The organism is Flavobacterium sp. N1736, assembly GCF_025947065.1.
Lineage (GTDB): Bacteria > Bacteroidota > Bacteroidia > Flavobacteriales > Flavobacteriaceae > Flavobacterium.
The window spans coordinates 3,177,855-3,199,649 of the sequence record NZ_CP109994.1 but is presented as its reverse complement, the minus strand read 5'-3'; the positions used below and the strand labels follow the sequence as shown (position 1 = coordinate 3,199,649).

22 protein-coding genes are annotated in these 21,795 nt (G+C 33.0%); 9 read left to right on the top strand and 13 right to left on the bottom strand.

From position 1 onward, the window contains the following. The 6 genes from OLM54_RS13740 to OLM54_RS13715 all read left to right on the top strand — a co-directional run bounded on the left by OLM54_RS13740 (window position 1) and on the right by OLM54_RS13715 (window position 5,048). Entirely contained in the window at window positions 1-657 is a 657-nt protein-coding gene (locus OLM54_RS13740; protein WP_264535157.1) for a hypothetical protein, read from the top strand. Between the two features lie 26 nt (window positions 658-683). Beyond that, a complete protein-coding gene (locus tag OLM54_RS13735) occupies window positions 684-1,658 on the top strand; it encodes a M20/M25/M40 family metallo-hydrolase (protein ID WP_264535156.1) in 975 nt (324 codons plus the stop codon). Between the two features lie 38 nt (window positions 1,659-1,696). Beyond that, window positions 1,697-2,374: an SDR family NAD(P)-dependent oxidoreductase gene (locus OLM54_RS13730; RefSeq protein ID WP_264535155.1), complete on the top strand. Its 678-nt coding sequence runs from the start codon at window positions 1,697-1,699 to the stop codon at window positions 2,372-2,374. Window positions 2,375-2,415: 41 nt separating this feature from the next. Further along, entirely contained in the window at window positions 2,416-3,690 is a 1,275-nt protein-coding gene (locus OLM54_RS13725; RefSeq protein WP_264535154.1) for a hypothetical protein, read from the top strand. Between the two features lie 38 nt (window positions 3,691-3,728). Continuing rightward, window positions 3,729-4,334 (top strand): SprT-like domain-containing protein, encoded by a 606-nt coding sequence (locus OLM54_RS13720; RefSeq protein WP_264535153.1) that lies wholly within the window; start codon window positions 3,729-3,731, stop codon window positions 4,332-4,334. Window positions 4,335-4,430: 96 nt separating this feature from the next. After that, complete coding sequence (locus tag OLM54_RS13715; protein WP_264535152.1) at window positions 4,431-5,048, top strand: hypothetical protein; 618 nt, start codon at window positions 4,431-4,433, stop codon at window positions 5,046-5,048. Between the two features lie 94 nt (window positions 5,049-5,142). Here OLM54_RS13715 and OLM54_RS13710 read toward each other — a convergent pair whose 3' ends face one another. The 6 genes from OLM54_RS13710 to gcvP form a co-directional block, all read right to left on the bottom strand. Continuing rightward, entirely contained in the window at window positions 5,143-5,907 is a 765-nt protein-coding gene (locus tag OLM54_RS13710; RefSeq protein WP_264535151.1) for an ABC transporter ATP-binding protein, read from the bottom strand. Beyond that, entirely contained in the window at window positions 5,904-6,653 is a 750-nt protein-coding gene (locus tag OLM54_RS13705) for an MlaE family ABC transporter permease (RefSeq protein WP_264535150.1), read from the bottom strand. The genes OLM54_RS13710 and OLM54_RS13705 overlap by 4 nt, the downstream gene beginning before the upstream one ends. A gap of 77 nt (window positions 6,654-6,730) precedes the next feature. Further along, on the bottom strand, window positions 6,731-7,579 hold the full coding sequence (locus tag OLM54_RS13700) for a glycosyltransferase (RefSeq protein ID WP_264535149.1): 849 nt from the start codon (window positions 7,577-7,579) through the stop codon (window positions 6,731-6,733). Window positions 7,580-7,603: 24 nt separating this feature from the next. Then, window positions 7,604-8,131: a methyltransferase gene (locus tag OLM54_RS13695; protein WP_264535148.1), complete on the bottom strand. Its 528-nt coding sequence runs from the start codon at window positions 8,129-8,131 to the stop codon at window positions 7,604-7,606. 190 nt (window positions 8,132-8,321) lie between these two features. After that, window positions 8,322-9,380 carry a 3-oxoacyl-ACP synthase III family protein gene (locus OLM54_RS13690; RefSeq protein WP_264535147.1) on the bottom strand — a complete coding sequence of 353 codons (1,059 nt, stop codon included), beginning with the start codon at window positions 9,378-9,380 and terminating at the stop codon, window positions 8,322-8,324. Between the two features lie 433 nt (window positions 9,381-9,813). Then, complete coding sequence (gene gcvP / locus OLM54_RS13685) at window positions 9,814-12,663, bottom strand: aminomethyl-transferring glycine dehydrogenase (protein WP_264535146.1); 2,850 nt, start codon at window positions 12,661-12,663, stop codon at window positions 9,814-9,816. A gap of 221 nt (window positions 12,664-12,884) precedes the next feature. Between gcvP and OLM54_RS13680 the strand changes: the two genes are divergently transcribed. Continuing rightward, the gene (locus OLM54_RS13680) at window positions 12,885-13,691 is read left to right on the top strand and encodes a hypothetical protein (protein ID WP_264535145.1); all 807 of its coding nucleotides are present in this window, start codon (window positions 12,885-12,887) and stop codon (window positions 13,689-13,691) included. Between the two features lie 110 nt (window positions 13,692-13,801). Here OLM54_RS13680 and OLM54_RS13675 read toward each other — a convergent pair whose 3' ends face one another. From OLM54_RS13675 to OLM54_RS13655, 5 genes are all read right to left on the bottom strand, one after another. Further along, a complete protein-coding gene (locus OLM54_RS13675) occupies window positions 13,802-14,200 on the bottom strand; it encodes a DUF1090 domain-containing protein (protein ID WP_264535144.1) in 399 nt (132 codons plus the stop codon). A gap of 43 nt (window positions 14,201-14,243) precedes the next feature. Then, window positions 14,244-14,705 carry an SRPBCC family protein gene (locus OLM54_RS13670; RefSeq protein ID WP_264535143.1) on the bottom strand — a complete coding sequence of 154 codons (462 nt, stop codon included), beginning with the start codon at window positions 14,703-14,705 and terminating at the stop codon, window positions 14,244-14,246. A 59-nt stretch (window positions 14,706-14,764) separates the two neighbouring features. Then, complete coding sequence (locus OLM54_RS13665; protein WP_264535142.1) at window positions 14,765-15,151, bottom strand: hypothetical protein; 387 nt, start codon at window positions 15,149-15,151, stop codon at window positions 14,765-14,767. 18 nt (window positions 15,152-15,169) lie between these two features. Then, window positions 15,170-15,517, bottom strand: a complete 348-nt coding sequence (locus tag OLM54_RS13660; protein WP_264535141.1) for a hypothetical protein — start codon at window positions 15,515-15,517, stop codon at window positions 15,170-15,172. Window positions 15,518-15,590: 73 nt separating this feature from the next. Further along, a complete protein-coding gene (locus OLM54_RS13655) occupies window positions 15,591-16,094 on the bottom strand; it encodes a GbsR/MarR family transcriptional regulator (RefSeq protein WP_264535140.1) in 504 nt (167 codons plus the stop codon). Window positions 16,095-16,419: 325 nt separating this feature from the next. Between OLM54_RS13655 and OLM54_RS13650 the strand changes: the two genes are divergently transcribed. Beyond that, a complete protein-coding gene (locus OLM54_RS13650) occupies window positions 16,420-16,833 on the top strand; it encodes a DUF1842 domain-containing protein (RefSeq protein WP_264535139.1) in 414 nt (137 codons plus the stop codon). A gap of 191 nt (window positions 16,834-17,024) precedes the next feature. Next, window positions 17,025-18,818 (top strand): hypothetical protein, encoded by a 1,794-nt coding sequence (locus tag OLM54_RS13645; RefSeq protein ID WP_264535138.1) that lies wholly within the window; start codon window positions 17,025-17,027, stop codon window positions 18,816-18,818. 69 nt (window positions 18,819-18,887) lie between these two features. Here the strand turns inward: OLM54_RS13645 and OLM54_RS13640 are convergent, their stop codons facing one another. Both OLM54_RS13640 and OLM54_RS13635 read right to left on the bottom strand, forming a co-directional pair. Then, window positions 18,888-19,436 carry a vancomycin high temperature exclusion protein gene (locus OLM54_RS13640; protein ID WP_264535137.1) on the bottom strand — a complete coding sequence of 183 codons (549 nt, stop codon included), beginning with the start codon at window positions 19,434-19,436 and terminating at the stop codon, window positions 18,888-18,890. Window positions 19,437-19,688: 252 nt separating this feature from the next. Beyond that, complete coding sequence (locus tag OLM54_RS13635; protein ID WP_264535136.1) at window positions 19,689-21,716, bottom strand: M3 family metallopeptidase; 2,028 nt, start codon at window positions 21,714-21,716, stop codon at window positions 19,689-19,691. Window positions 21,717-21,795 lie beyond the last annotated feature (79 nt).

Sequence of the window (21,795 nt, the reverse complement as noted above, 5' to 3'; positions counted from 1 at the left end):
ATGAAGAGAATAAAAAATATCTCTGTTGGTTTTCTGGTGAGTTTCATTGGTTCAATTCCGCTTGGATATTTAAATTTGGCAGGATTAGAAATTTATTCAAAATCAGGGCTGCAAAATTTAGTTCTCTATTTGTTTGGTGTTGTTTCCGTTGAAACTTTCGTTATTTATTTCACGTTACTTTTTGCACAACGACTTATAAACAATAAAAAATTAATGAAGATTATTGATTTTTTTGCCGTTGGTTTTATGTTCGTTCTGGCGTATTTATTTTATTCAAACTCCAATCATTCAATGACTTCAAATAGTCATATCAATCAATTTTTAATGTATTCGCCATTTGTAATTGGTGTCATTTTAAATTGTTTTAATTTTTTACAGCTGCCATTCTGGACGAGTTGGAATCTATATTTAGTTAACGGAAAGTATATTACAACCGAAAAAAAGCTAAAATATTATTATATTGCAGGAACTTTGATAGGTGTTTTTTTAGGAATGTTGAGCCTGATTCTAACATTGCAAATCGTTTTTGAGAAAACAAATTCATTTTCAAAGTATTTGATGCCTGTTTTTATTCCGTTATTTTTTGTTTTTTTAGGAAGTATTCAGGTGTTTAAAGTGTATAAAAAATATTTTAAATCATCTGCTTTAGGGATTTAGGCTCTAAAGCTAAATATCTTTCATCCATGAAAAAACTATACTTTTTTCTTCCATTTGTTTTATTTGCATGTAAATCGAATACATCGACAGTAAGCAATACATCTTCCAAATCAGATTTTAAACCTGCAGAGATTAGTTATAAAGTGAAGGAAACAGAAGTTTCGGATTTCTTAAAATATCTTTCTTCAGATGAACTGGAAGGCCGTGAAACCGGAACTAAAGGAATTGAAAAAGCAGCTGAATTTTTAGAAGACTTTTTAAAGAAGAACAATGTAAAACCTTATTTTAAAACATATCGTGATACATTAACCAATTTTAAATCTCCGGCTTTTAATATCGTTGGCGTTATTGAAGGAACAGATCCTGTACTTAAAAAAGAGTTTGTGGTTTTAAGTGCACATTATGATCATATTGGTTTAGAGAAAAAAAAGCAGGACGATATTATTAATAATGGTGCCAATGATGATGCTTCGGGCGTGACGGCGGTTGCACAAATGGCAAAATATTTTAGCGAAACAAAATCGAATAAAAGAAGTATTCTGATTGTGTTTTTTGCAGGAGAAGAAAAAGGATTATTAGGATCTAAAAGTTTAGTTCAGAAACTTAAAGCGCAGGACTTTAATTTATATGCGCAATTAAATATCGAAATGATTGGTGTGCCAATGAAACGTGATTATCTGGCTTATATAACTGGTTTTGATAAATCGAACATGGCGGAGAAAATAAATCAGTATACAGGAAAAAATACAATTGGGTTTTTACCAAAAGAAGCCGAATATAAATTGTTTTACAGATCTGATAATTATTCATTTTATGAAGCTTTCAAAAAACCATGTCAATCGATAAGTACTTTCGATTTTGAAAATTTTGAATTCTATCATCACGTTTCAGATGAATTTAAAGTAATGGATATTCCGCACATAACTGCTTTTGTACAAGAATTTTTGCCGGCTGTAACTCAAATTACAGATACCCCAACACAAGAAATTACGATGAAATAATAACGGTTCTTTTTGTTGGATTTGTTTATTTTTGCTTCATGAAAAATATTATTGTTACAGGAACCAGTAGAGGAATTGGTTACGAATTAGCGTTGCAATTTGCAAATGCCGGTCATCAGGTTTTGGCCATTTCCAGAAATATACCAAAAGTACTTTTAGAGCATCAAAATATAACGTGTCTTTCAGTTGATTTGGCAAATAAATCGGCTTTGGGAGTTGTAGATGATTTTCTTTCTTCAACATGGAAAAAGGTTGATGCCGTAGTTCATAATGCGGGCGCTTTGTTATTAAAACCTTTCGCAGAAACTACTCAGGCTGATTTTGAAAGTATTTATAAAGTCAATGTTTTTGCAGTGGCAAATCTTACCAGAATTTGTTTGCCGTATCTTCAAAAAGGCAGTCATGTGGTTACAATAAGTTCTATTGGCGGTGTAAGAGGAAGTCTTAAATTTGCCGGATTAGCAGCTTACAGTTCTAGTAAAGGCGCTGTAATTACTTTATCAGAATTACTGGCAGAAGAATATAAAGAACAGGGAATTTCGTTTAATGTTTTGGCTCTGGGTTCTGTTCAGACAGAGATGTTAAATGAAGCTTTTCCGGGATATCAGGCACCAATTTCTGCAGAAGGAATGGCAACTTATATTTATGATTTTACGCTTAACGGAAATAAATACTTTAACGGAAAAGTATTGGAAGTTTCTTCGACAAATCCGTAATTATCTTAAAAAACTAACCCCAAATTAATCAATCTGAATTTATGAAAAAAAGAATTTTAATTCTTGTAGTTGCACTTTTTACTGTCTTTTCTAATCAAAAGCTTTCTGCTCAGTCTTATAAATCAGAAACGTTAAGTTTTTACAATTTTGTTTTTCCGGAAAATTATATTCCTGCGGGTTACAATACGTATGGCGTTAAAATAAATCTTTCTGAGAATCCAATACTAATATTGGTCGATGGAGAAAAAAAAGGAACTCGCGAGCGACTTTCTTACAACGAATTTTTTAGAGAAGAATATTTAATCAGACCTCTTGCGGGCACATCAACAGAGTCAAACTATCAGGGAACTCATATTTCATGTATTGCTGATTTAAATTACAGAACTCAGCAATTAAAAGCTGAAGATCATCTTATTGTCGATGTTTACATTAATAATGTAGCATACGAGGGAGAGATAACGGAGAGTAAAAGTGATACACCATTTTCGTATGAAACCTATTATAAGTTTGATGTTGTTTATAAATTAAGAAATAGTTTGAACGACAATGTAATCATGGAGAAAACTTTTAAAGTTAAAGAGCGATTACTTGGTTCCGGAAGTTTTGAAGGTTACCAGGCCAATTTTAAAACAAAATCGGAAGCGATAACTTATCTAACTGCGAATCTTGATAAGAATTTAATTTATAACGCACTTATAGATAATATTCAGAAAAACATGAAAAGCCGCGTGATGTCCTGGATTGGTGTTCCTTATTATGAGGATAGTTATTATTTTTCAAGAATTTCCAAAGAGGACAAAAATCCGTTATTTCTAAAATTAAATCAAGATGTAGATGCTATTGAAAGTTGGTCTAAAAGCAAATCTAGTCCTGTAACGGATGACGAACTTTTAAACAGCAATGCTGAATTTGTAAAGAATAATAATTTGGTAATTACTGATAATTCAAAAGATTTTCAGGATGAAACAGGTTTAAAGAACTACAATAATTTTAAAAACAAGAAAAAGATTCTATGCGACTTTATTCTAAAAATGGATGGATATGCTAAACAATTAGATGCGAATGATAAAGGGCAGAAAGCTGCTATCTGGGCTTGTTATGTAAATATTGCTTCAAGTTTTGAGGTTTTAAATAATTATAAAAGCAGTTTAGAATATATTCAAAAAGCACGTGCTTTAGATTATCAGGAAAATAAACTAAAGTATATGGAGACTGATGTAACAAAAAGACAGGCAAAGAGAAATGTTTTTGCTGATGCAAATGGAGAAGTTAAAAAAGATGTAAATAGCAATTACCTGAAGTATTTAAATTTGTAAATAATTTATTTTTTTTGAATTAATTAAAGAACACAGTCTTGAGCGAAACGTTAGCTAAATATTTACCGGAACATGCTGTAAAGCCTGCTTTTGAATTGATTGTTGCCAATCAGGTTCATCTTAAAATTGTTAATGAACGCCAGACGCGTCATGGCGATTACAGGAGGGGACATACCGGTAAACATGAAATCACGGTAAATTCGAGTTTAAATAAATATCGTTTTTTGATTACGCTGATTCATGAAATTGCACATTTGGTCGCTTTTGAAAAGTTTGGTCGAAATATAAAACCACACGGTGACGAATGGAAATTTACGTTCCAGCGTTTGATGGTTCCCTTTATTCGTCCGGAGATTTTTCCGGGACAATTATTGCCGTTGCTAGCACGTCATTTTAAGAACCCAACCGCAAGCAGCGATACCGATACCACTTTGTCTTTGGCTTTAAAGCAATATGATAAGGAAAACGATAAAAACTACATATTTGAGATTCCGTACGGAAGTGTTTTCAGAATTAAAAACGGTAAAATATTCAAGAAACTTGCAGTAAGAACAAAGCGTTTTGAATGTATCGAAATAAGTTCAGGAAGAACCTATCTTTTTAATCCAAATGCCGAAGTAGAACTTTTACCGGGGAATTATTAAAATAAAAATTTGAATAGCAAAAATCCAAATTCCAATGCTAAGCAATTTGGGATTTGGATTTTTCTTTGTATTCCATTAATAGATATTAGATTCATTATGATAAAAAAACTACTTAACATTATTTTTGTTTTAGCACTTTCAAATTCAATTTCCGGACAACAAACGGACGGAGAATTGCATAAAAAACCAAATCCAATTATTTATGCCGAATTATTTGGAGGTTTTTCGCAAATGAATCATTTTGGTTTTTCGAGTGGCGCCGAATTGAATTATCAATATAAAAAAAGTCTTTTTAGTTTAAGATACGCTAATGCAACGGGATATATCTCAAATGACATTAATCCTTTTTTCCCAGTTCCAAGTTATTATATATCTGAAGATAATTCTGAATATGCTTTGTTGTACGGCAGAAGATGGATGTCTGACCGACGTTCTGTTAGTATTTCTGCAGGAATAAGTTGTAATAATCTGGATTCAAGAAGAAGGTTTGTTGATGAGGAAGCAGAAACTTACGGTTATAACCAAAATTATGAAACCTTTTACGGTGTTCCTTTTGAGGTTAATTATAAATGGTTTTACAAGAAAAAACGATCTAAATTAATTTACAATGCTTTGATACCGAGTATTGGTGCAAAACTTTTTGGCAACATTTCTAAAAATAGTTATATAGGAGTAGGGTTGTCGATTGGGTTTGGATTTTCTAAGGAATATTAGAATAAAAAATAAAAATGCCAAAAAATAAAAAATCCAAATTCCAACTGTAAAAGTATTGGGATTTGGATTTTTTTATGAGATTTTCAAGAAAATTTTATCCTTCTCTCAAATACGCTTCTCTTACTTTTTTAAACAGATTTGAAGAGTAAACAAACTTTACAATATCTTTATTGTCGGTTCTAAAAATTTCTTCTTTAGTTCCCTGCCACGCTTTTAGTCCTTTTTTTAGGAATACGATATTCTCACCAATTTCCATTACCGAGTTCATATCGTGTGTGTTAATTACAGTTGTAATATTGTATTCTTCGGTAATTTCCTTAATCAGGTTATCAATCAAAGTTGAGGTATTTGGATCTAAACCTGAGTTAGGTTCATCACAAAATAAATATTTAGGATTATTTACAATCGCGCGGGCAATTGCCACACGTTTTTGCATACCTCCTGAAATCTCTGATGGTAATTTTTTATGCGCATCAACCAAGTTTACCCTTTCTAGAACAAAATCGACACGTTCTTGTATTTTAGCTTTATTGTCGCTGGTAAACATCTTTAAAGGGAAAGCAACATTTTCCTGAACAGTCATCGAATCAAATAAAGCACTTCCTTGAAAAACCATTCCAATTTCAGTTCTTAATTCTCTTTTTTCATCCGGATTTAAGTCAGAATATACACGTCCGTCAAATTCAATAGTTCCTGCATCAGGCGTATGAATACCTAATAAACTTTTTAACAGAACCGTTTTTCCCGATCCACTTTGTCCAATAATTAAGTTGGTTTTTCCAGTTTCAAAAACTGTCGAAATCCCTTTTAGAACTTTACTATCTCCAAATGATTTTTCTAAATTTTTTACTTCTATCATGATCCCAGTAACAATTGTGTTAGTATATAATTAAAAAGAATGATCGAAACAGATGTCCAAACAAACGATACGGTACTTGCTTTTCCTACTTCTAAAGCTCCGCCTTTCATATAATAACCATGAAATGACGGAATTGTTGCCAATAACATCGCGAAGATTAAAGTTTTGATAAAAGCATATACGATATGAAACGGAATAAATTCCATTTGTGCTCCATTTATGAATTCAACACTTGTGGTAAAACCTCCGTAAACACCGGCAAGCCAACCTCCAAAAATCCCTAAAAACATACTGATTCCAATAACAAAAGGATATAAAAGTAATGCGATTATTTTAGGAAAAACCAAGTAGTTAAGTGAGTTTACACCCATAACTTCTAAGGCGTCAATTTGTTCTGTAACGCGCATTGTACCAATACTTGAAGTAATAAATGATCCCATTTTTCCCGCCATAATAACCGAGATAAAAGTAGGAGCAAACTCCAAAATTACAGATTGACGTGTGGCAAAACCAATTAAATATTTGGGAATTAACGGATTAGTTAAGTTCAATGCCGTCTGGATGGCAACAACTCCTCCTACGAAGAAAGAGATAAAGCAAACGATACCAAGTGAGTCAATAATTAAATCATCGATTTCTTTGAAAATTAAATTTCTCATTACAGGCCATTTGGTCTGTTTATTAAAAATTTCTTTCAGCATTAAAAAATATCTTCCTATTTGAGATAAGTAACGTATTAGCATCATAAGTTTACAAATATTGGCTAAATTAAGGATTAGTTTACAGTTTACAGTTTCAGTTTGCAGTTTTTTAAGTTTAAAAACTAGAAAAGCTTCTCTTTCATTTTTTGTAAACGATAATTTCTTATAAATTTAGCTTGTTCGGGGGTAACCAATAAAGGAGTTTTAGCTTTTTTAGCTTTCAAGAATCCTTTAATATAATCAAAAAATAAGAATGGTTTTTTCTTCATCATCGCCAGCTTTGCCGATGCAATTGATGTTATTAAAAAGCCGTAGCCCAAAGTATAAAAGGCTTCTCCTTGTTTATAACGCGCTGTTTTGTTATAATTTGCACCAGTTGGTTTAAGATGTTTTACGTGTAACGAAGCATCTGTAACTATTTTCCAGTCGTAATATTTACAAAGCAATTCGTCTACAGTATCCCAGCCCATTGCGGGTTTTAAACCTCCAATTTGCAGGAAAGTTTCTTTTCTGTACGCTTTCAATGCACCGCGAATATGATCTTTATCTGTCAGGTTTTCTAAAACCCAATCGCCATTTTTTTCAATGTAGCAAAATCCTCCTGCCATTCCAATTTTTGGATCAGATTGAAAATGAGATATGATTGTTTCAAAATAATTTGGTGGAAAAATTAAGTCGCCGTCTATTTTTACAATAATATCATATTCAGCATCTAAAGTTTCAAAACCTTTCTGAAAAGCCTGAATCACTTTGCTTCCAGGCATATGAATAGCGTCTGAAGTTTTATTTACAACTGAAATAAACGTATTTTCCTTTGCAAAACCCAACACAATTTCTTCTGTTTTATCTGTTGAATTGTCATTTACAACAACAATTTTTGAAGGTAAAACTGTTTGTGAAACTAAAGACTGTAAGGTCAGACCAATTAAATCCTGTTCGTTATGCGCGGGAATGACGATGTAATATTTCATAAAATAATTATTAATTGTAAATTATTAATTATGAATTTTTTCTGCCACAACGATATAATATCTTGGAGTGAAATATCTTAATAATGGTCTGAACCCAAACTTTTTTACCGGATGTGTAAATTTTTGACGATCGGTTATTTTCCAGCCTGTTTTTTCTAAAAGCCAGTCTAATTGCCAATCTTCAAATTCATGGTAATGTCTGTCCCACATATCTGTTTTTGAACGATATGCCGGCGAAAACCATAAACGTAACGGAATTGAAATTAGCAATTTATCACATTTTACGTTTTCCAGAATTGTGTACGGATTTAGCAAGTGTTCGAAAATTTCAAACGCAGTAAAAACAGTATAATCTTCGGTTTGTAGCGCCGTTTGATCGTTGTCTAAATCTTCTCCTTTTGTGTTTTTTACGGTATAACCGTTTTCTTCCATTATTTTAGAAAATGGATTTGGTACACCAAAATCAAAAATAGTTTCTGATGTATTAACGTGTTTTTGTAAAAACTCTAATGTAAGTTTGAATCTTTTATTTGGAAACGTTTTTTCGTACATAGTCGTTGCGAGGAACGAAAGAATCTCTCGTTCTTGGTTTTATAATTAGGTCGCAAATATACTAAAAAGTCCGCATTTTAAAATGCGGACTTTTTTTTTAGTTTACAGTATTCAGTCGCAGTGATCAGTTTACAATCTATAGAACTGCGACTGAATACTGCGACTTTAAACTGAGAACTGCGACTGAAAACTAATATCTGTATACAAATGCGTTAACGTTCATTCCTGCTCCTACAGAGGCAAAAATAACAACATCGCCTTTGTTAATTTCGTGATTTTCCAGTTTTCCCTGTATCAAAAGATCGTATAAAGTTGGTACAGTTGCAACGCTTGAGTTTCCTAAATCATGAATACTCATTGGCATAATGTTTTCCGGTGCAGTTTTGTCGTAAAGCTTGTAGAAACGTGCGATAATTGCTTCGTCCATTTTTTCGTTTGCCTGATGAATTAAGATCTTTTTTACCTCATCAATTCCGATTCCGCTTTTATCTAAACAGTTTTTCATGGCGCATGGAACCTGGCTTAAAGCAAATTCGTAGATTTTACGGCCGTACATTTTAATGTATTTAATATCCGGATCTAAATCTGGATTATATGATTTTCCGAAGTATAAAAAGTTGGCTTCATCATTGGCAAAAGTAGCACTTTCGTACGATAATAATCCGGCTTCATCATCAGAAGCTTCTAAAATTGAAGCTCCGGCTCCATCAGAATATATCATAGAATCACGATCATGATCATCTACAACCCTTGATAAGGTTTCGGCACCAATTACCAAAACACGTTTTGCCATTCCGGATTTAATGAATGCATTGGCTTGCAAAACACCTTCAATCCAGCCCGGACATCCAAAAAGAATATCGTAAGCAACACATTTAGGATTTTTAATGTCTAATTTATTTTTAACACGTGTTGCTAAACTAGGTAGAATATCTGATTGATTTGTTCCAGTTTTTACATCACCAAAATTGTGTGCAAAAATGATGTAATCTAAAGTTTCACGGTCGATATTAGCATTTTCAAGTGCTTTTTCGGCTGCAAAATAGGCTAAATCCGATGATGTATGGTGATCTTCGGCATAACGGCGATTTTCAATTCCGGTTATACCTTTGAACTTATTAATGACAACTTCATTCGGATAACCAAAAGGAGTTCCGTCTTCATTCAAAAAAACATGCTTGTCAAAGTCAGTATTCTTAACTTCTTTATTAGGAATATAGCTCCCGATACCTATAATTTTTATTTTCATTATTCCTTAATTATCCAATAAATTTAGGGCTAAATTATAAATAAAATTATGATAACTATCATAAAAAATACTATGCATGCATATAATTATCAAATAGTAATTTTTTTCTGAATATATTGTTTATTTTCTAATGATTTTATGATTTTACCAAGATTTCAAACGTTTGCGATTTGTTTTTGGACTTATTTTTATTTTGCATAATTTTCAAATTCATTTTTGATTTGTTACAAATGAAACGGAAGATTAGAAAAGTGTTGAAAATGAAAAGTGGAAGGTTTTAAAAAAGTTTCAAGTTTCAAGTTTCAAGTTTCAGGTTTCACGTTATATTGGAACATGAAACTTGAAACCTGAAACAAAAAACAATTAAATAAAAAACCCGACAGGTTTTAAAACCTGTCGGGTTTGGAATAGTATTTAAAAGAAAATTTATTTCTTAGTTTTCCATGTAAGCTTCGATAGGAGCACAGCTGCAAACTAAGTTTCTGTCACCGTAAGCGTCATCTACACGACGAACTGATGGCCAAAATTTATTTTCAGCGATGTATTCTAATGGGTAAGCCGCTTTTTCTCTGGTATAAGGAAAATTCCAAGTATCTGTAGTTAACATTGCCAATGTGTGAGGTGCATTTTTTAATACATTATTTTTATCATCGGCTGTTGCAGCTTCAATTTCTTTTCTGATAGAAATCATTGCATCACAAAAACGATCTAACTCTGCTAAATCTTCAGATTCAGTAGGTTCAATCATTAAAGTTCCTGCTACAGGGAAAGAAACTGTAGGAGCGTGAAAACCGTAATCCATTAAACGTTTTGCGATATCACCAACTTCAATTCCGTTTTCTTTAAACGAACGACAATCTAAAATCATTTCGTGAGCCGCTCTTCCGCATTCTCCGGTATAAAGAATTGGGTAGTGTCCTTCGAAACGGGATTTCATATAGTTTGCGTTCAAAATAGCATGCTCTGTAGCACTTTTTAATCCTTCGGCACCCATCATTGTGATGTAACCGTAAGAAATTAAACATACTAAAGCTGATCCGTAAGGTGCAGATGAAATAGCTGTAATAGCTTGTTCGCCGCCAACTTTTAAGATTGGGTTTGTTGGTAAAAACGGAACCAGTTTTTCGTTCACACAAATAGGTCCAACACCAGGTCCGCCACCACCGTGAGGAATAGCGAATGTTTTGTGTAAGTTTAAGTGACAAACATCAGCACCAATTGTAGCAGGATTTGTTAATCCAACTTGCGCGTTCATGTTTGCACCATCCATATATACTAATCCGCCATTGTCGTGGATTAATTTAGTGATTTCAATAATCGAAGATTCGAAAACTCCGTGTGTAGAAGGATACGTTACCATTAAACAAGATAAATCATCTTTGTGTTCAATCGCTTTTTCTCTCAAATCTTCTACATCAATGTTTCCTTCCGGAGTCGTTTTAGTAACAATAATTTTCATTCCGGCCATCGCTGCAGAAGCAGGATTTGTTCCGTGAGCCGATGAAGGAATTAAACATACATTACGGTGACTTTCGTTTCTCGATAAATGGTAAGCACGAATAGCCATTAAACCTGCATATTCTCCCTGAGCTCCTGAATTAGGCTGTAATGTAGTTCCGGCAAATCCTGTAATTACGTTTAATTGCTGCTCTAATTTTTTAAGCATTGTGATATAACCTTCTGCTTGTTCTACTGGTGCAAAAGGGTGAATGCTGTTCCAGTTTGGCATTGATAAAGGCAACATTTCCGAAGCTGCGTTTAATTTCATCGTACAAGAACCTAATGAAATCATGGAATGATTCAACGATAAATCTTTACGTTCTAATTTTTTGATGTAACGCATTATCTGACTTTCTGAATGATGGTTGTTGAATACATCATGCGTTAAGAAAGATGACGTTCTTTCTAATGAAGCAGGTAATTGACTTGCAGTTGCTAATTCAGCAACAGTAAAAGTTTCTTTTCCTAAAGCCTCAGCAAAAATGGCAATAATTTGGTTGATGTCTTTAATTGAAGTTGTTTCGTTGAACGAAATAGAAATCGTATCGGCATCAACATAGTAAAAGTTTACTTCGTTTTTCTCAGCAATTGCTTTTACTTTTTGAGCATCTGCTTTTACTAAAATAGTATCAAAGTAAGCTGTATTGGTTTGAAAAACGCCTAGTTTATTTAAAGCTTCAGCAGTAGTAACTGCCGATGCGTGAACTTTATTTGCAATGTATTGTAATCCTTTTGGTCCGTGGTAAACCGCATACATTCCTGCCATAACCGCTAATAAAACCTGAGCGGTACAAATATTTGAAGTTGCTTTTTCACGTTTAATGTGCTGCTCACGAGTTCCTAATGCCATACGTAAAGCGCGATTTCCGTTTACATCAATAGAAACTCCAATAATACGACCTGGCATAGATCGCTTGTATTCGTCTTTAGTGGCAAAAAAAGCAGCGTGAGGACCACCATAACCCATTGGTATACCAAATCGCTGTGTAGTTCCAACAACAACTGCAGCTCCCATTTCTCCCGGAGAAGTTAAAGCAGCTAATGATAAAATATCAGCAGCAAAGGCTACTTTTATTTCATTTTCTTTTGCTTTGGCAACAAAAGCATTATAATCGTTTACCTGCCCGTATTTTCCCGGATATTGTAAAATGGCTCCAAAAAACTCATTAGAAAAATCAAAGTTTTCGTGGTTCCCAACAACTAATTCAATTCCAATAGGAGTTGAACGCGTTTGCAGGATTGATAAAGTTTGTGGTAAAATTTCTTCAGAAACGAAGAATTTGTTTGTATTGTTTTTCTTTTGGTCACGTGTGCGAACATCAAATAATAAAGCCATTGCTTCGGCAGCAGCAGTTCCTTCATCTAATAAAGAAGCGTTTGCAATTTCCATTCCTGTTAATTCGATAACAGTAGTTTGGAAATTTAAAATTGCCTCAAGACGACCTTGAGCAATTTCTGCCTGATAAGGTGTATAAGCAGTATACCATCCCGGATTTTCGAAGATATTTCTTTGAATTGGTGCCGGAACGATAGTTGGATGATAGCCTAAACCAATATACGATTTGAATACTTTGTTTTTCTTTCCTAATTCCTGAATATGATTTGCGAATTCGTATTCTGTCATGGCAGGATCCAAATTCAAAGGTGCTTTTAAACGAATGTCATCCGGAAGGGTTTCGTAAACAAGTTGTTCGATCGATTCAACTCCAATAGTTTGTAACATGTGTTGAAGATCTGTTTCTCTTGGGCCAATGTGTCTTAAAGCAAAAGCATCTGTTTTCATTTGTAGCTATCTAGTTTTTAAAAATCAATGTAATTAGCAAGGTGTAATCTTTGAGTTAATCAGGTGTTACACAAGGTTTATTACATTTTATAGTAAATGTGTTGTTTTTTTGTGGCGCAAAATTAAGTATTATTAATAATTTAATAGGTATTTTTAACTTCAATTTTTATGAAATTTACAACTAAAGAGTTGATTTGTTAATAATTGATTAGATTTAAGAAATGAAGATATTAAAACAGATATTCGATTTTTACCTCAATAGCAGTATTCATGTGGCTTTATCGTGTTATGCATTAGTTCGCGTTACGTTTCATGTGTTTCATATTCAGTATAATGAACCAATGGCTTTGTTCGTTTTTTTTGGGACAATTGTTGGGTATAATTTTGTTAAATATGACGCTCTGGTTCGGGTACAGCAAAAACCAATAGGAAACCAATTAAAAATTATTGCTGTTTTAAGTTTTGTTTCGCTCATTTTGGTTGGCTATTATTTTTTCCATTTAAAGCGAATAACTCAGATTGTATCTGTTGGAATTTTTGCTATCACGGCACTTTACACACTTCCGTTTTTTCCAAACAGAAAAAATGCCCGAAATTGGGCGGGCGTAAAAATATATATTGTGGCACTTTGCTGGGTTGGCGCGAGTTTGGTTTTGCCTTATATAAATGCCGAAGTTCCGTTTACGCCTAATTTTTTTATAAAATGTATTCAGCGTTTTGTATTGGTTTTTGTGCTGATTCTGGTTTTCGAAATTTTAGATTTGGCGAATGATGATCCGCATTTAAAAACCGTTCCGCAAACAATAGGCGTAAAGCGAACTAAAATTTTAGGATTCTCTCTTATGGTTCCCTTTTGGATAGTTGGAATTTTGTCTTTTACACTTCATGACCTCATCATAAACCTTATTATGGTGATTATGCTGATGTTATTTATTCTATTTGCAAATACAAACAGATCTAAATATTACACTTCTTTCTGGGTCGAAAGCGTTCCGATATTTTGGTGGTTAATGATGATTTTTCTTTAGTTTTCTGCTTTTATCCTCACGCAAACCGTAAAAAGAGAAAATTTATTTTTCAAAAAGAGATTAATAAATCTGCTGAATCTGCAAAATCTGCGAGAAAAAAACTAAATAATCTATTTTGTTTTTTGCTCTGCCAAAGCTTTATTCAAATCGGCTTTTGCTTCATCAAGTTTCTTTCTTTTCTTGTCGATTTTTTCTTTGCTTTCTTTGTCTTTAATAGCTTCGTTTAAATCGGCTGTTCTTTCGTTAACTTTTTGTTGTTTCTCTTTTACTTTTTTGTCAAGATCATTGTTTACTGTTTTTGTAGTACAGTTTTTCTTGGTTTTAGCAATTGCATCCTCAACTCCTTTAATCTGATTTTGATTGCCTGCTTTTTTAGCTGCAGTAAGTTTCACGTTTAATTCGCATAATTTTCTTTCACAGCCTTTTAAAGTTGTACAATTACTTTGTGCGAATCCAATAAAAGAAATTGCGAAAAATGCTATCGATAAAATTTTAGTTTTGATTGTCATAAGATTAGTTTTAAATTCTATACTTTTCTTAAAAGTAAGAAATTTATTTTAAATCTCTTTTTTCTGACACTTCTTTTAGTGTTTTATTTCTTTCTAAAAGAAAGTTTATAAGGTGTTTTTCGAGAAATAAAATATCGAAAAGTTCACCTAAAATTCCAAACGGAGTTTCGTATTGTAATTTATCTTTCATGATTGTAACACCATTTTGTTCTTCAAAAAAATGTTCGTGTTTAAAATATTTGAATTTACCGCTTTCCATTTCATCAACAAAATAATCATTAAAATTCATTGCAGTAATTCGGCTTTTATGAGTAAGGTAAAACCCGAAATGTTTACCGCGAAAAGTTACGGTTTCATTCAAATTTATTAATCCTGATGTTACGCCGGCAATTGCTTTTTCGTTTGTTTTACTTGTAGATTGCTGATGAATATCGATATTTCTTGAAGCATCAAAAACTTTTTTTTGAGGTGCTTTTATTTTCGTTGTAAGGTTTATTATTGTCATTAGTTTAAAATTGTTAAACCCGACATGATTTTAAAACCTGTCGGGTTTTGTGATAAGATTTATGCTTTAAAAACCAATCTTTCTTCTTGTTGTGCTTCTTTGGCTTTTCTTTTTCCTCTAAAAAAGAAATATAAATTGAAGAATAACATTACTCCAAGATAAATAGAAAATCCGCCAATTTTGTAGCTCAGTCTTTCAATTAATTCCTGATAACTGTTGTTGCTTAATTGCATTTCGAGAATCATTAAAGCAAAACCAATGTTTAAAAGATAAAATCCGGTTTCAAAAAGTTTATTGGTTGCTTGTGCAATATCCTCGCGGCCTTTAAAAATATCCAGCATGAAGATTTTTCCGTTTTTGAAGAGTGTTTTAGAAACATAATAGGTAAGCAATAAAGCGATTGGTAAATAGATTCCGTAACCGATTAAGATTTTTGTAGTTTCCATGATATTTAATTTAAAATGTTATTTAATTAATTTGTGAATGTACTTGGTTAAAATGATGATGTTGAGATAATGTAATATTGAAATAATAAAAATGATGATGGAAGTTTTTATGCCGATAGTTTCAATTAATTGAGTGGATGAACTGATTTTTTGCCACGAAATAAGTGTCATCGCACAATAACCAATATTTAAAAGATAATAGCCCAAAAGCAAAACCTGATTGATTTTTTGACAAATATCTGCATGATTCGGGATTAGTTCTGCGACATAAATATTTCCGTTTCTGTAACATATTTTTCCAACTTTTAAAATGATGAAAATCGTAATGCTGAGGTAAATAAAATACCCAATGATGTTGAGGTTCATAATATTTATTTTTAAATTTTTAAACTTTCAGAAAAAAATGAAAGTTTTAATTAAATTTTTTTAGTTTGATGTTTTACTTCATAATTTTCAGAACCAGACGTCCTAGCCAGTTTTCGTTGAATTCTGTTATTTTGTCTAACATATTATCTGCTTTTAAAACAAAATCATATAGTTTAGAAGTTTGCTCGATAAAGTGTTTTTCCTCTTCAGAATTGTTTGCTTCAATTGTCGAAACTTCTTTTAAAATTTTAAGAGCGGGCTTGATTTCTCTTTTACTTCTTTCTCTTGAAATTTTTACGGCTAGTTCGTCTAAGTCTTTTTCAGCAGTAAAAAATTCTCTTCTTTCTCCGGCTTTATATTCTTTATAAACAATTCCCCAATCCATCAAAGCTTTTAGATTCATGCTGGTATTTCCGCGGGAAATTTGCAATTCTTCCATAATATCTTCCATAGAAACAGGTTCGTTCGAGACCATTAATAAAGCATGAATTTGTGCCATAGTTTTATTAATTCCCCATTGAGAACCTAATGCTCCCCAGGTTTGTACGAACTTATTTTTTGCTTCTTTGAATTCCATAGATCAAATGTAAGTAAAAGTTTTTAAAGTTTCAAAAATAAATGAAAGTTTATTTAAGAATTTTCGAAAATTAATCCAAAACACTCTTGTGTCATTTTTTATCTCACTTGCGACTAAGAATTCCCATCTCATGACATTTTTTAAAATCTTCTCCTTTATCTGATATAGTTTTGGGATATAAAAGAAAGAAAATCAATTACATAGTTCCCCGTTGCCCCGAAATATAGAATACAAAACAAATCAAATAAGTGGAGCAGAAACCACTAAAATAAACGAGGCGGTACCGAAAAGCCTTATGAGTAGGAAAACTTAAATTAAAAAAGTTATGTCAGATTTATTAGCAGGTGCTTATTTAGCAAAAGGCACAATAGGAAATGTTGGAAAACCAGGTGCTCCAATCGCTTCATTTAGTTTAGTAGTTGTACCATCACAACATACAGTTTCAGGTACAGTAGTAATTACTCAGGCAATTAGTGGTCCTGATAGTCACATTGTTGTTCCGGTAACCGGAAGAATATATGCAACCGGAATTGGTAAAGTTACTCAGGTAGTTAGTTTACAAGGACAATATGTTCACTCTGTTCCTCCTCCTGCAATTGGTTCTTTTTTGGCAAATTTCGATGCTCACTTAGCGATCGATAATGCATGGAACGGAACTGGAGGTTTCTCATATTACCAACATAATATTGAAGATGTACCGGTAGCGGCAGCAAAAAAATTGAAAGAGGAATTGGCATAGAGATAAAATTCTCTGAAAACAATTAATACGGGAATATTGAAAATCTGCATGAATATTCCTGACTCGATTATAATTTTTTACTTAAAAGATCGCCGGGTGGGCGATCTTTTTGTTTCAGTGAATTTTCATGCAGAAGTAGTTAATCCAAATCAAAAGAAATAAAATAAACAAACCCACTAAAACCCAAAATCATGAAGAAAACAAATATAAAAACAACAGCTATGTTTGCAGCGGTTTTAATAATCCTTTTTCTGGGATGCAAAAAGAATGATATTCTGGCTAAAGCCGATTCTGAATACGAATATCTTCCACAAGATGTAAAAGAATCCTGTACGGTATCAGAATCTGATTTTAATTCCTGGTTTAAAACAGGAAAAGCTACTGAAAACGGATTGGTTGAACCGGCAAATAGTGTCGCATTTCCACACAATAACAATTGTGACTTTTATAAATGGTCAGAACAAATGTTTTTATGGATTACTTCTCCAACATCGGGTAAAACGGTAATGGAATCGCCTGTTTTTTATAACGTTTCGCCACAAGATCCGGTTACAGGAAAACGAACTTTGGAAGCGCATAAACCAAACGCTTTGTTAAGCGCAGTGAGCAACATTAATCAAAGCGGACCAAACAGACTGCCTGTTTTAATAGACGAATCTGGAAAAATGTTTGAAATTGAAGCTCAAAAAAGCGACGAGAAAGTTAAAGATGATGCAAATAAATTAGTGCAGGTAAAACGAGTTGTGGCAAATGCCAATGGTTTACATTCTTTTTTTGATGCTAAAGGAAAAGAAATCAAAAACCCGAAACCTGTTATTGAAAGCGAAATTAATCCGTCAGATGTTGTACAGGAATTTAAAGTAGGAAACAAATCAATATATCTGGATTCAAAAGGAAATGAAGTGGAGTCAGAACAAGGGCAAGCAGGTTCTCATGGCGCTTTAATGGGAGAAAATAAATCACTCGTATATTATATAACAATGGTAAACGATGTGTATGCTTATTTTTTAACCGGCGTAAATGAAGGTAAACTAAACGGAAATCAATTTCCAACTACTGCCGGCGCACGCGATAGTATCGTTGCTTACGCGAAAACAAAAGGATGGGTAACTCCGCCTGATGCTGATGCTTTGGCAATTGAGTTAAAAACATCATGGGTTGAAGCAAAAGATTTACCAAATGCGGATAGTTATGTTACTATTAAAGCAATAATACCTACTTATGACAAATCAAATCCAAATAAATGGGTCGAAAATGGTCAGACAACTACAAAATTGGCTTTGGTAGGAATGCATATTGTTGGAAGTGTAGCAGGACATCCTGAAATGATCTGGGCAACTTTTGAGCATGAAAAAAATTCTCCAAACAGCGCTTATTCATATCTTGATAAAGATGATAAAATCAAACAAGTTAAAGCAGATACAGGAAAAGGCTGGCTTTTTAATGCAAATGCGAATGATACAATAGGATCTCAAAATATTCAGAATATGACTGTAAGCGGAGATAGTATTCTAATTAAAGATACTTCACTTGCAAGTCCTACAGCAAGACGAATTATGGCTTGGGGAGTTGCGTCAAATACAGTTCCTAACGGAGAAGATACAACGCCTGCAGCTTCAAACAGCGAAATTATTTCGATAAACAATGCAATACGAAAAATGCTGGTTGGTAAGGATATTAGAAAGAATTATTTGCTGATAGGAGCAACCTGGACTTTTGGCGGTGCGGGACCAAACGGAAATGTGTATCCTTATGGCGCAGTTAATGACTCGATTCCTGCCGGAGATGCAATTGGTACAGCACAATTATCAAATAGTACGATGGAAACTTATGTTCAGCCACCATCATCTGCATCGACAGAAAGTAATGCGATTTCGTGCTTTTCGTGTCATAGTGATAATAATGGCGTAAAACCAACTGATTTGAGCCACGTTTTTGAAGACATTATATCGTTGCCGGCAAACAATAAGAGAATACTAAAATAATAATAATTAGATCATTGTTAATTGAAAAAAGCCGGAACTTATTTTTTTAAGTGACGGCTTTTTGATTTTTTATCGTTTATCTTCTTTCGAATAATTTGAAACACCATTGATATTGATTTCATTTCCTAAAAAACGAGGTTCCCGATTTCGTAATACATCTAAAAAAGATTTAAAAACAGAAAAGTATTCTCTAAAACAAACATAGTTATACCCGTGATATTCTCCTGAATTGGCAGAATAACCAACTGATTTTATCCCAAGTTTTTGTCCAATATAAATGGCGCGGTTTAAATGATATTCCTGAGAAATTAAAGTTGCCTTTTTGATTTTAAAAATATGCTTGGCACGATACATGGTAGAATAAGTATCAAATCCGGCATAATCAATAAATATTTTTGTTGTATCAACTCCGTGATTGAAACAGTAGTTTTTCATTACCGTCAGTTCATCATAACCTTCACGACCATTATCTCCCGAAAGTAAAATTTTGTTTATTCGTTTTGCTTTGTATAATAAAATACCCGCATCAAGTCTGTCTTTTAAATATTTACTTGGCTGATTTCCGTTAATTCCGGCACCAAAAATAATTCCAATATCATTTTTTGGAAATCTTTTCAATGAATAAGAAATATGCTTTTTGGTTGAAGATTTCACGTATAAGTTCACTGAAATTATGGCGATTAATCCAAAAATTATAAGGCAAATGAATGGTTTTGAATATTTTTTCAAAATGATTTTTGTAAGATTAATATTTAAAAAACGGTGAAGATAAATAACATTTGTTTACAGTCAAAATCAAATTAAAAAACCGAAGCATTTCTACTTCGGTTTTTAATCTAACAATCTAAGAAGTCTAATTAATCTAAAGATCTATAAAAGTCCCGCTCTTTTCAATAAAGCTTCCGGTTTTGGTTCCTGACCTCTAAAACGCTTGTATAGAATCATCGGATGTTCTGTTCCTCCTTTTGAAAGTACATTATCTTTAAATTTTGTTGCAACTTCATGATTGAAAATACCGTTTTCCTGAAAATATTCAAAAGCATCAGCGTCCAGAACTTCAGCCCATTTGTAACTGTAATATCCGGAAGAATACCCACCTTGAAAAATATGCGAAAAAGCCGTACTCATTGCATTTTCTTTTACATCAGGATATAATTGTGTGTTGGCAAATTGTTCTGTTTCGAAAGTTTTCAGATCAGTAATAGAAGTTGGATCTTGTCCATGCCACGCCATATCTAAAAGTCCAAAACTTAATTGTCGTAAAGTTGCCAGACCTTCCTGAAAACTTGCACTTTCTTTGATTTTTTGCACATATTCAATCGGGATAATTTCTCCCGTTTCGTAATGATTCGCAAACAAAGCCAAAGCTTCCGGTTCGTAACACCAGTTTTCCATAATCTGACTTGGTAATTCTACAAAATCCCAATAAACAGAAGTTCCTGATAAACTTGGATATGTTGTGTTTGCCAACATTCCGTGTAGACCGTGACCAAATTCGTGGAATAAAGTCGTAACCTCATTAAAAGTCAATAAAGAAGGTTTCGTTTCTGTTGGTTTTGTAAAATTACATACATTCGAAATATGAGGTCTTTCGTTTAAGCCGTCTTTTCTATATTGCGATTTAAATGAAGTCATCCAGGCACCATTTCGTTTTCCTTTTCTTGGGAAGAAATCCGCATAGAAAATCGAAACTAAATTACCATCAGTATCTGTTACTTCGTATGTAGTTACTTCTTGGTGGTATTTATCGATGTCAAAAACTTCGGTAAACGTTAATCCGTATAACTTTTTGGCAACCGTAAAAGCACCGTTTAATACTTTTTCTAATTGAAAATAAGGTTTCAGTTTTTCATCATCTAAATTAAAAAGCTGTTGTTTTAATTTTTCAGAATAATAAGCGCCGTCCCATTTTTCTAATTGTTCGATTCCGTCCAGTTCTTTGGCGAAAGCTGTTAATTCAGCAAATTCTTTTTGAGCCGCAGGTTTTGCTTTTGCTAATAAATCATTCAGAAATGTAAAAACTTTCTCCGGACTTTGCGCCATTCTTTCTTCCAGAACAAAATGTGCGTGTGTTTTATATCCTAACAAATTCGCTCTTTCAAAACGTAATTTGGCAATTTTCAAAACATTTTCCTGATTGTCAAATTCGTTATTCTGAAAAGATCTTGCTCCAAAAGCAATCGCCATTTTTTTGCGCAATTCACGATTATCCGCATAAGTTAAAAACGGAACATAACTTGGATGATCTAAAGTGAAAATCCAGCCTTCTTTTTCCTGACTTTTTGCCAATAATCTTGCAGCTTCAATAGTTCCTTCCGGTAATCCGGCTAAATGGTTGTAATCTGTTAAATGCAATTCAAAAGCATTGGTTTCTGCCAAAACATTTTCGCCAAATTGTAAACTCAGTTTCGATAATTCTTTGTCGATCTCTCTAAGTTTATCTTTTTTATCTTCGGGTAGATTCGCTCCGTTTCTCGAAAAGCTTTTATACTTTTTATCTAAAAGCGTTGTTTGCTCCGGAGTTAAATTCAGATTTTCTTTTTGCTCATAAACCGTTTTTATTTTAGCAAATAATGCAGCGTTTAGTGTAATGTCATTTCCAAATTCAGATAATAAAGGCGAAACTTCCTGAGCGATTTTTTGCATTTCGTCATTTGTTTCTGCCGAATTCAAATTGAAGAAAACACTTGAAAGACGGTCTAAAATATCTCCTGCATAATCCATTGCCACAACAGTATTTTCAAAAGTTGGAGTTTCAGGATTGTTTACGATAGCATCAATTTCGGCTTTAGCCAAAGTAATTCCTTCCTGAAAAGCCGGGAAATAGTCTTCTATTTTAATTTGTGAAAAAGGAGCAGTATTATGTTTTGTAATAAATTTTGAAAGTAAAACGTTCATTATGTATGTAATTGTTTTATTAATTGAAGTCGAAATTTTTGAATTCCAAAGATAGCAATTTATAAAAATCCAGCGACTT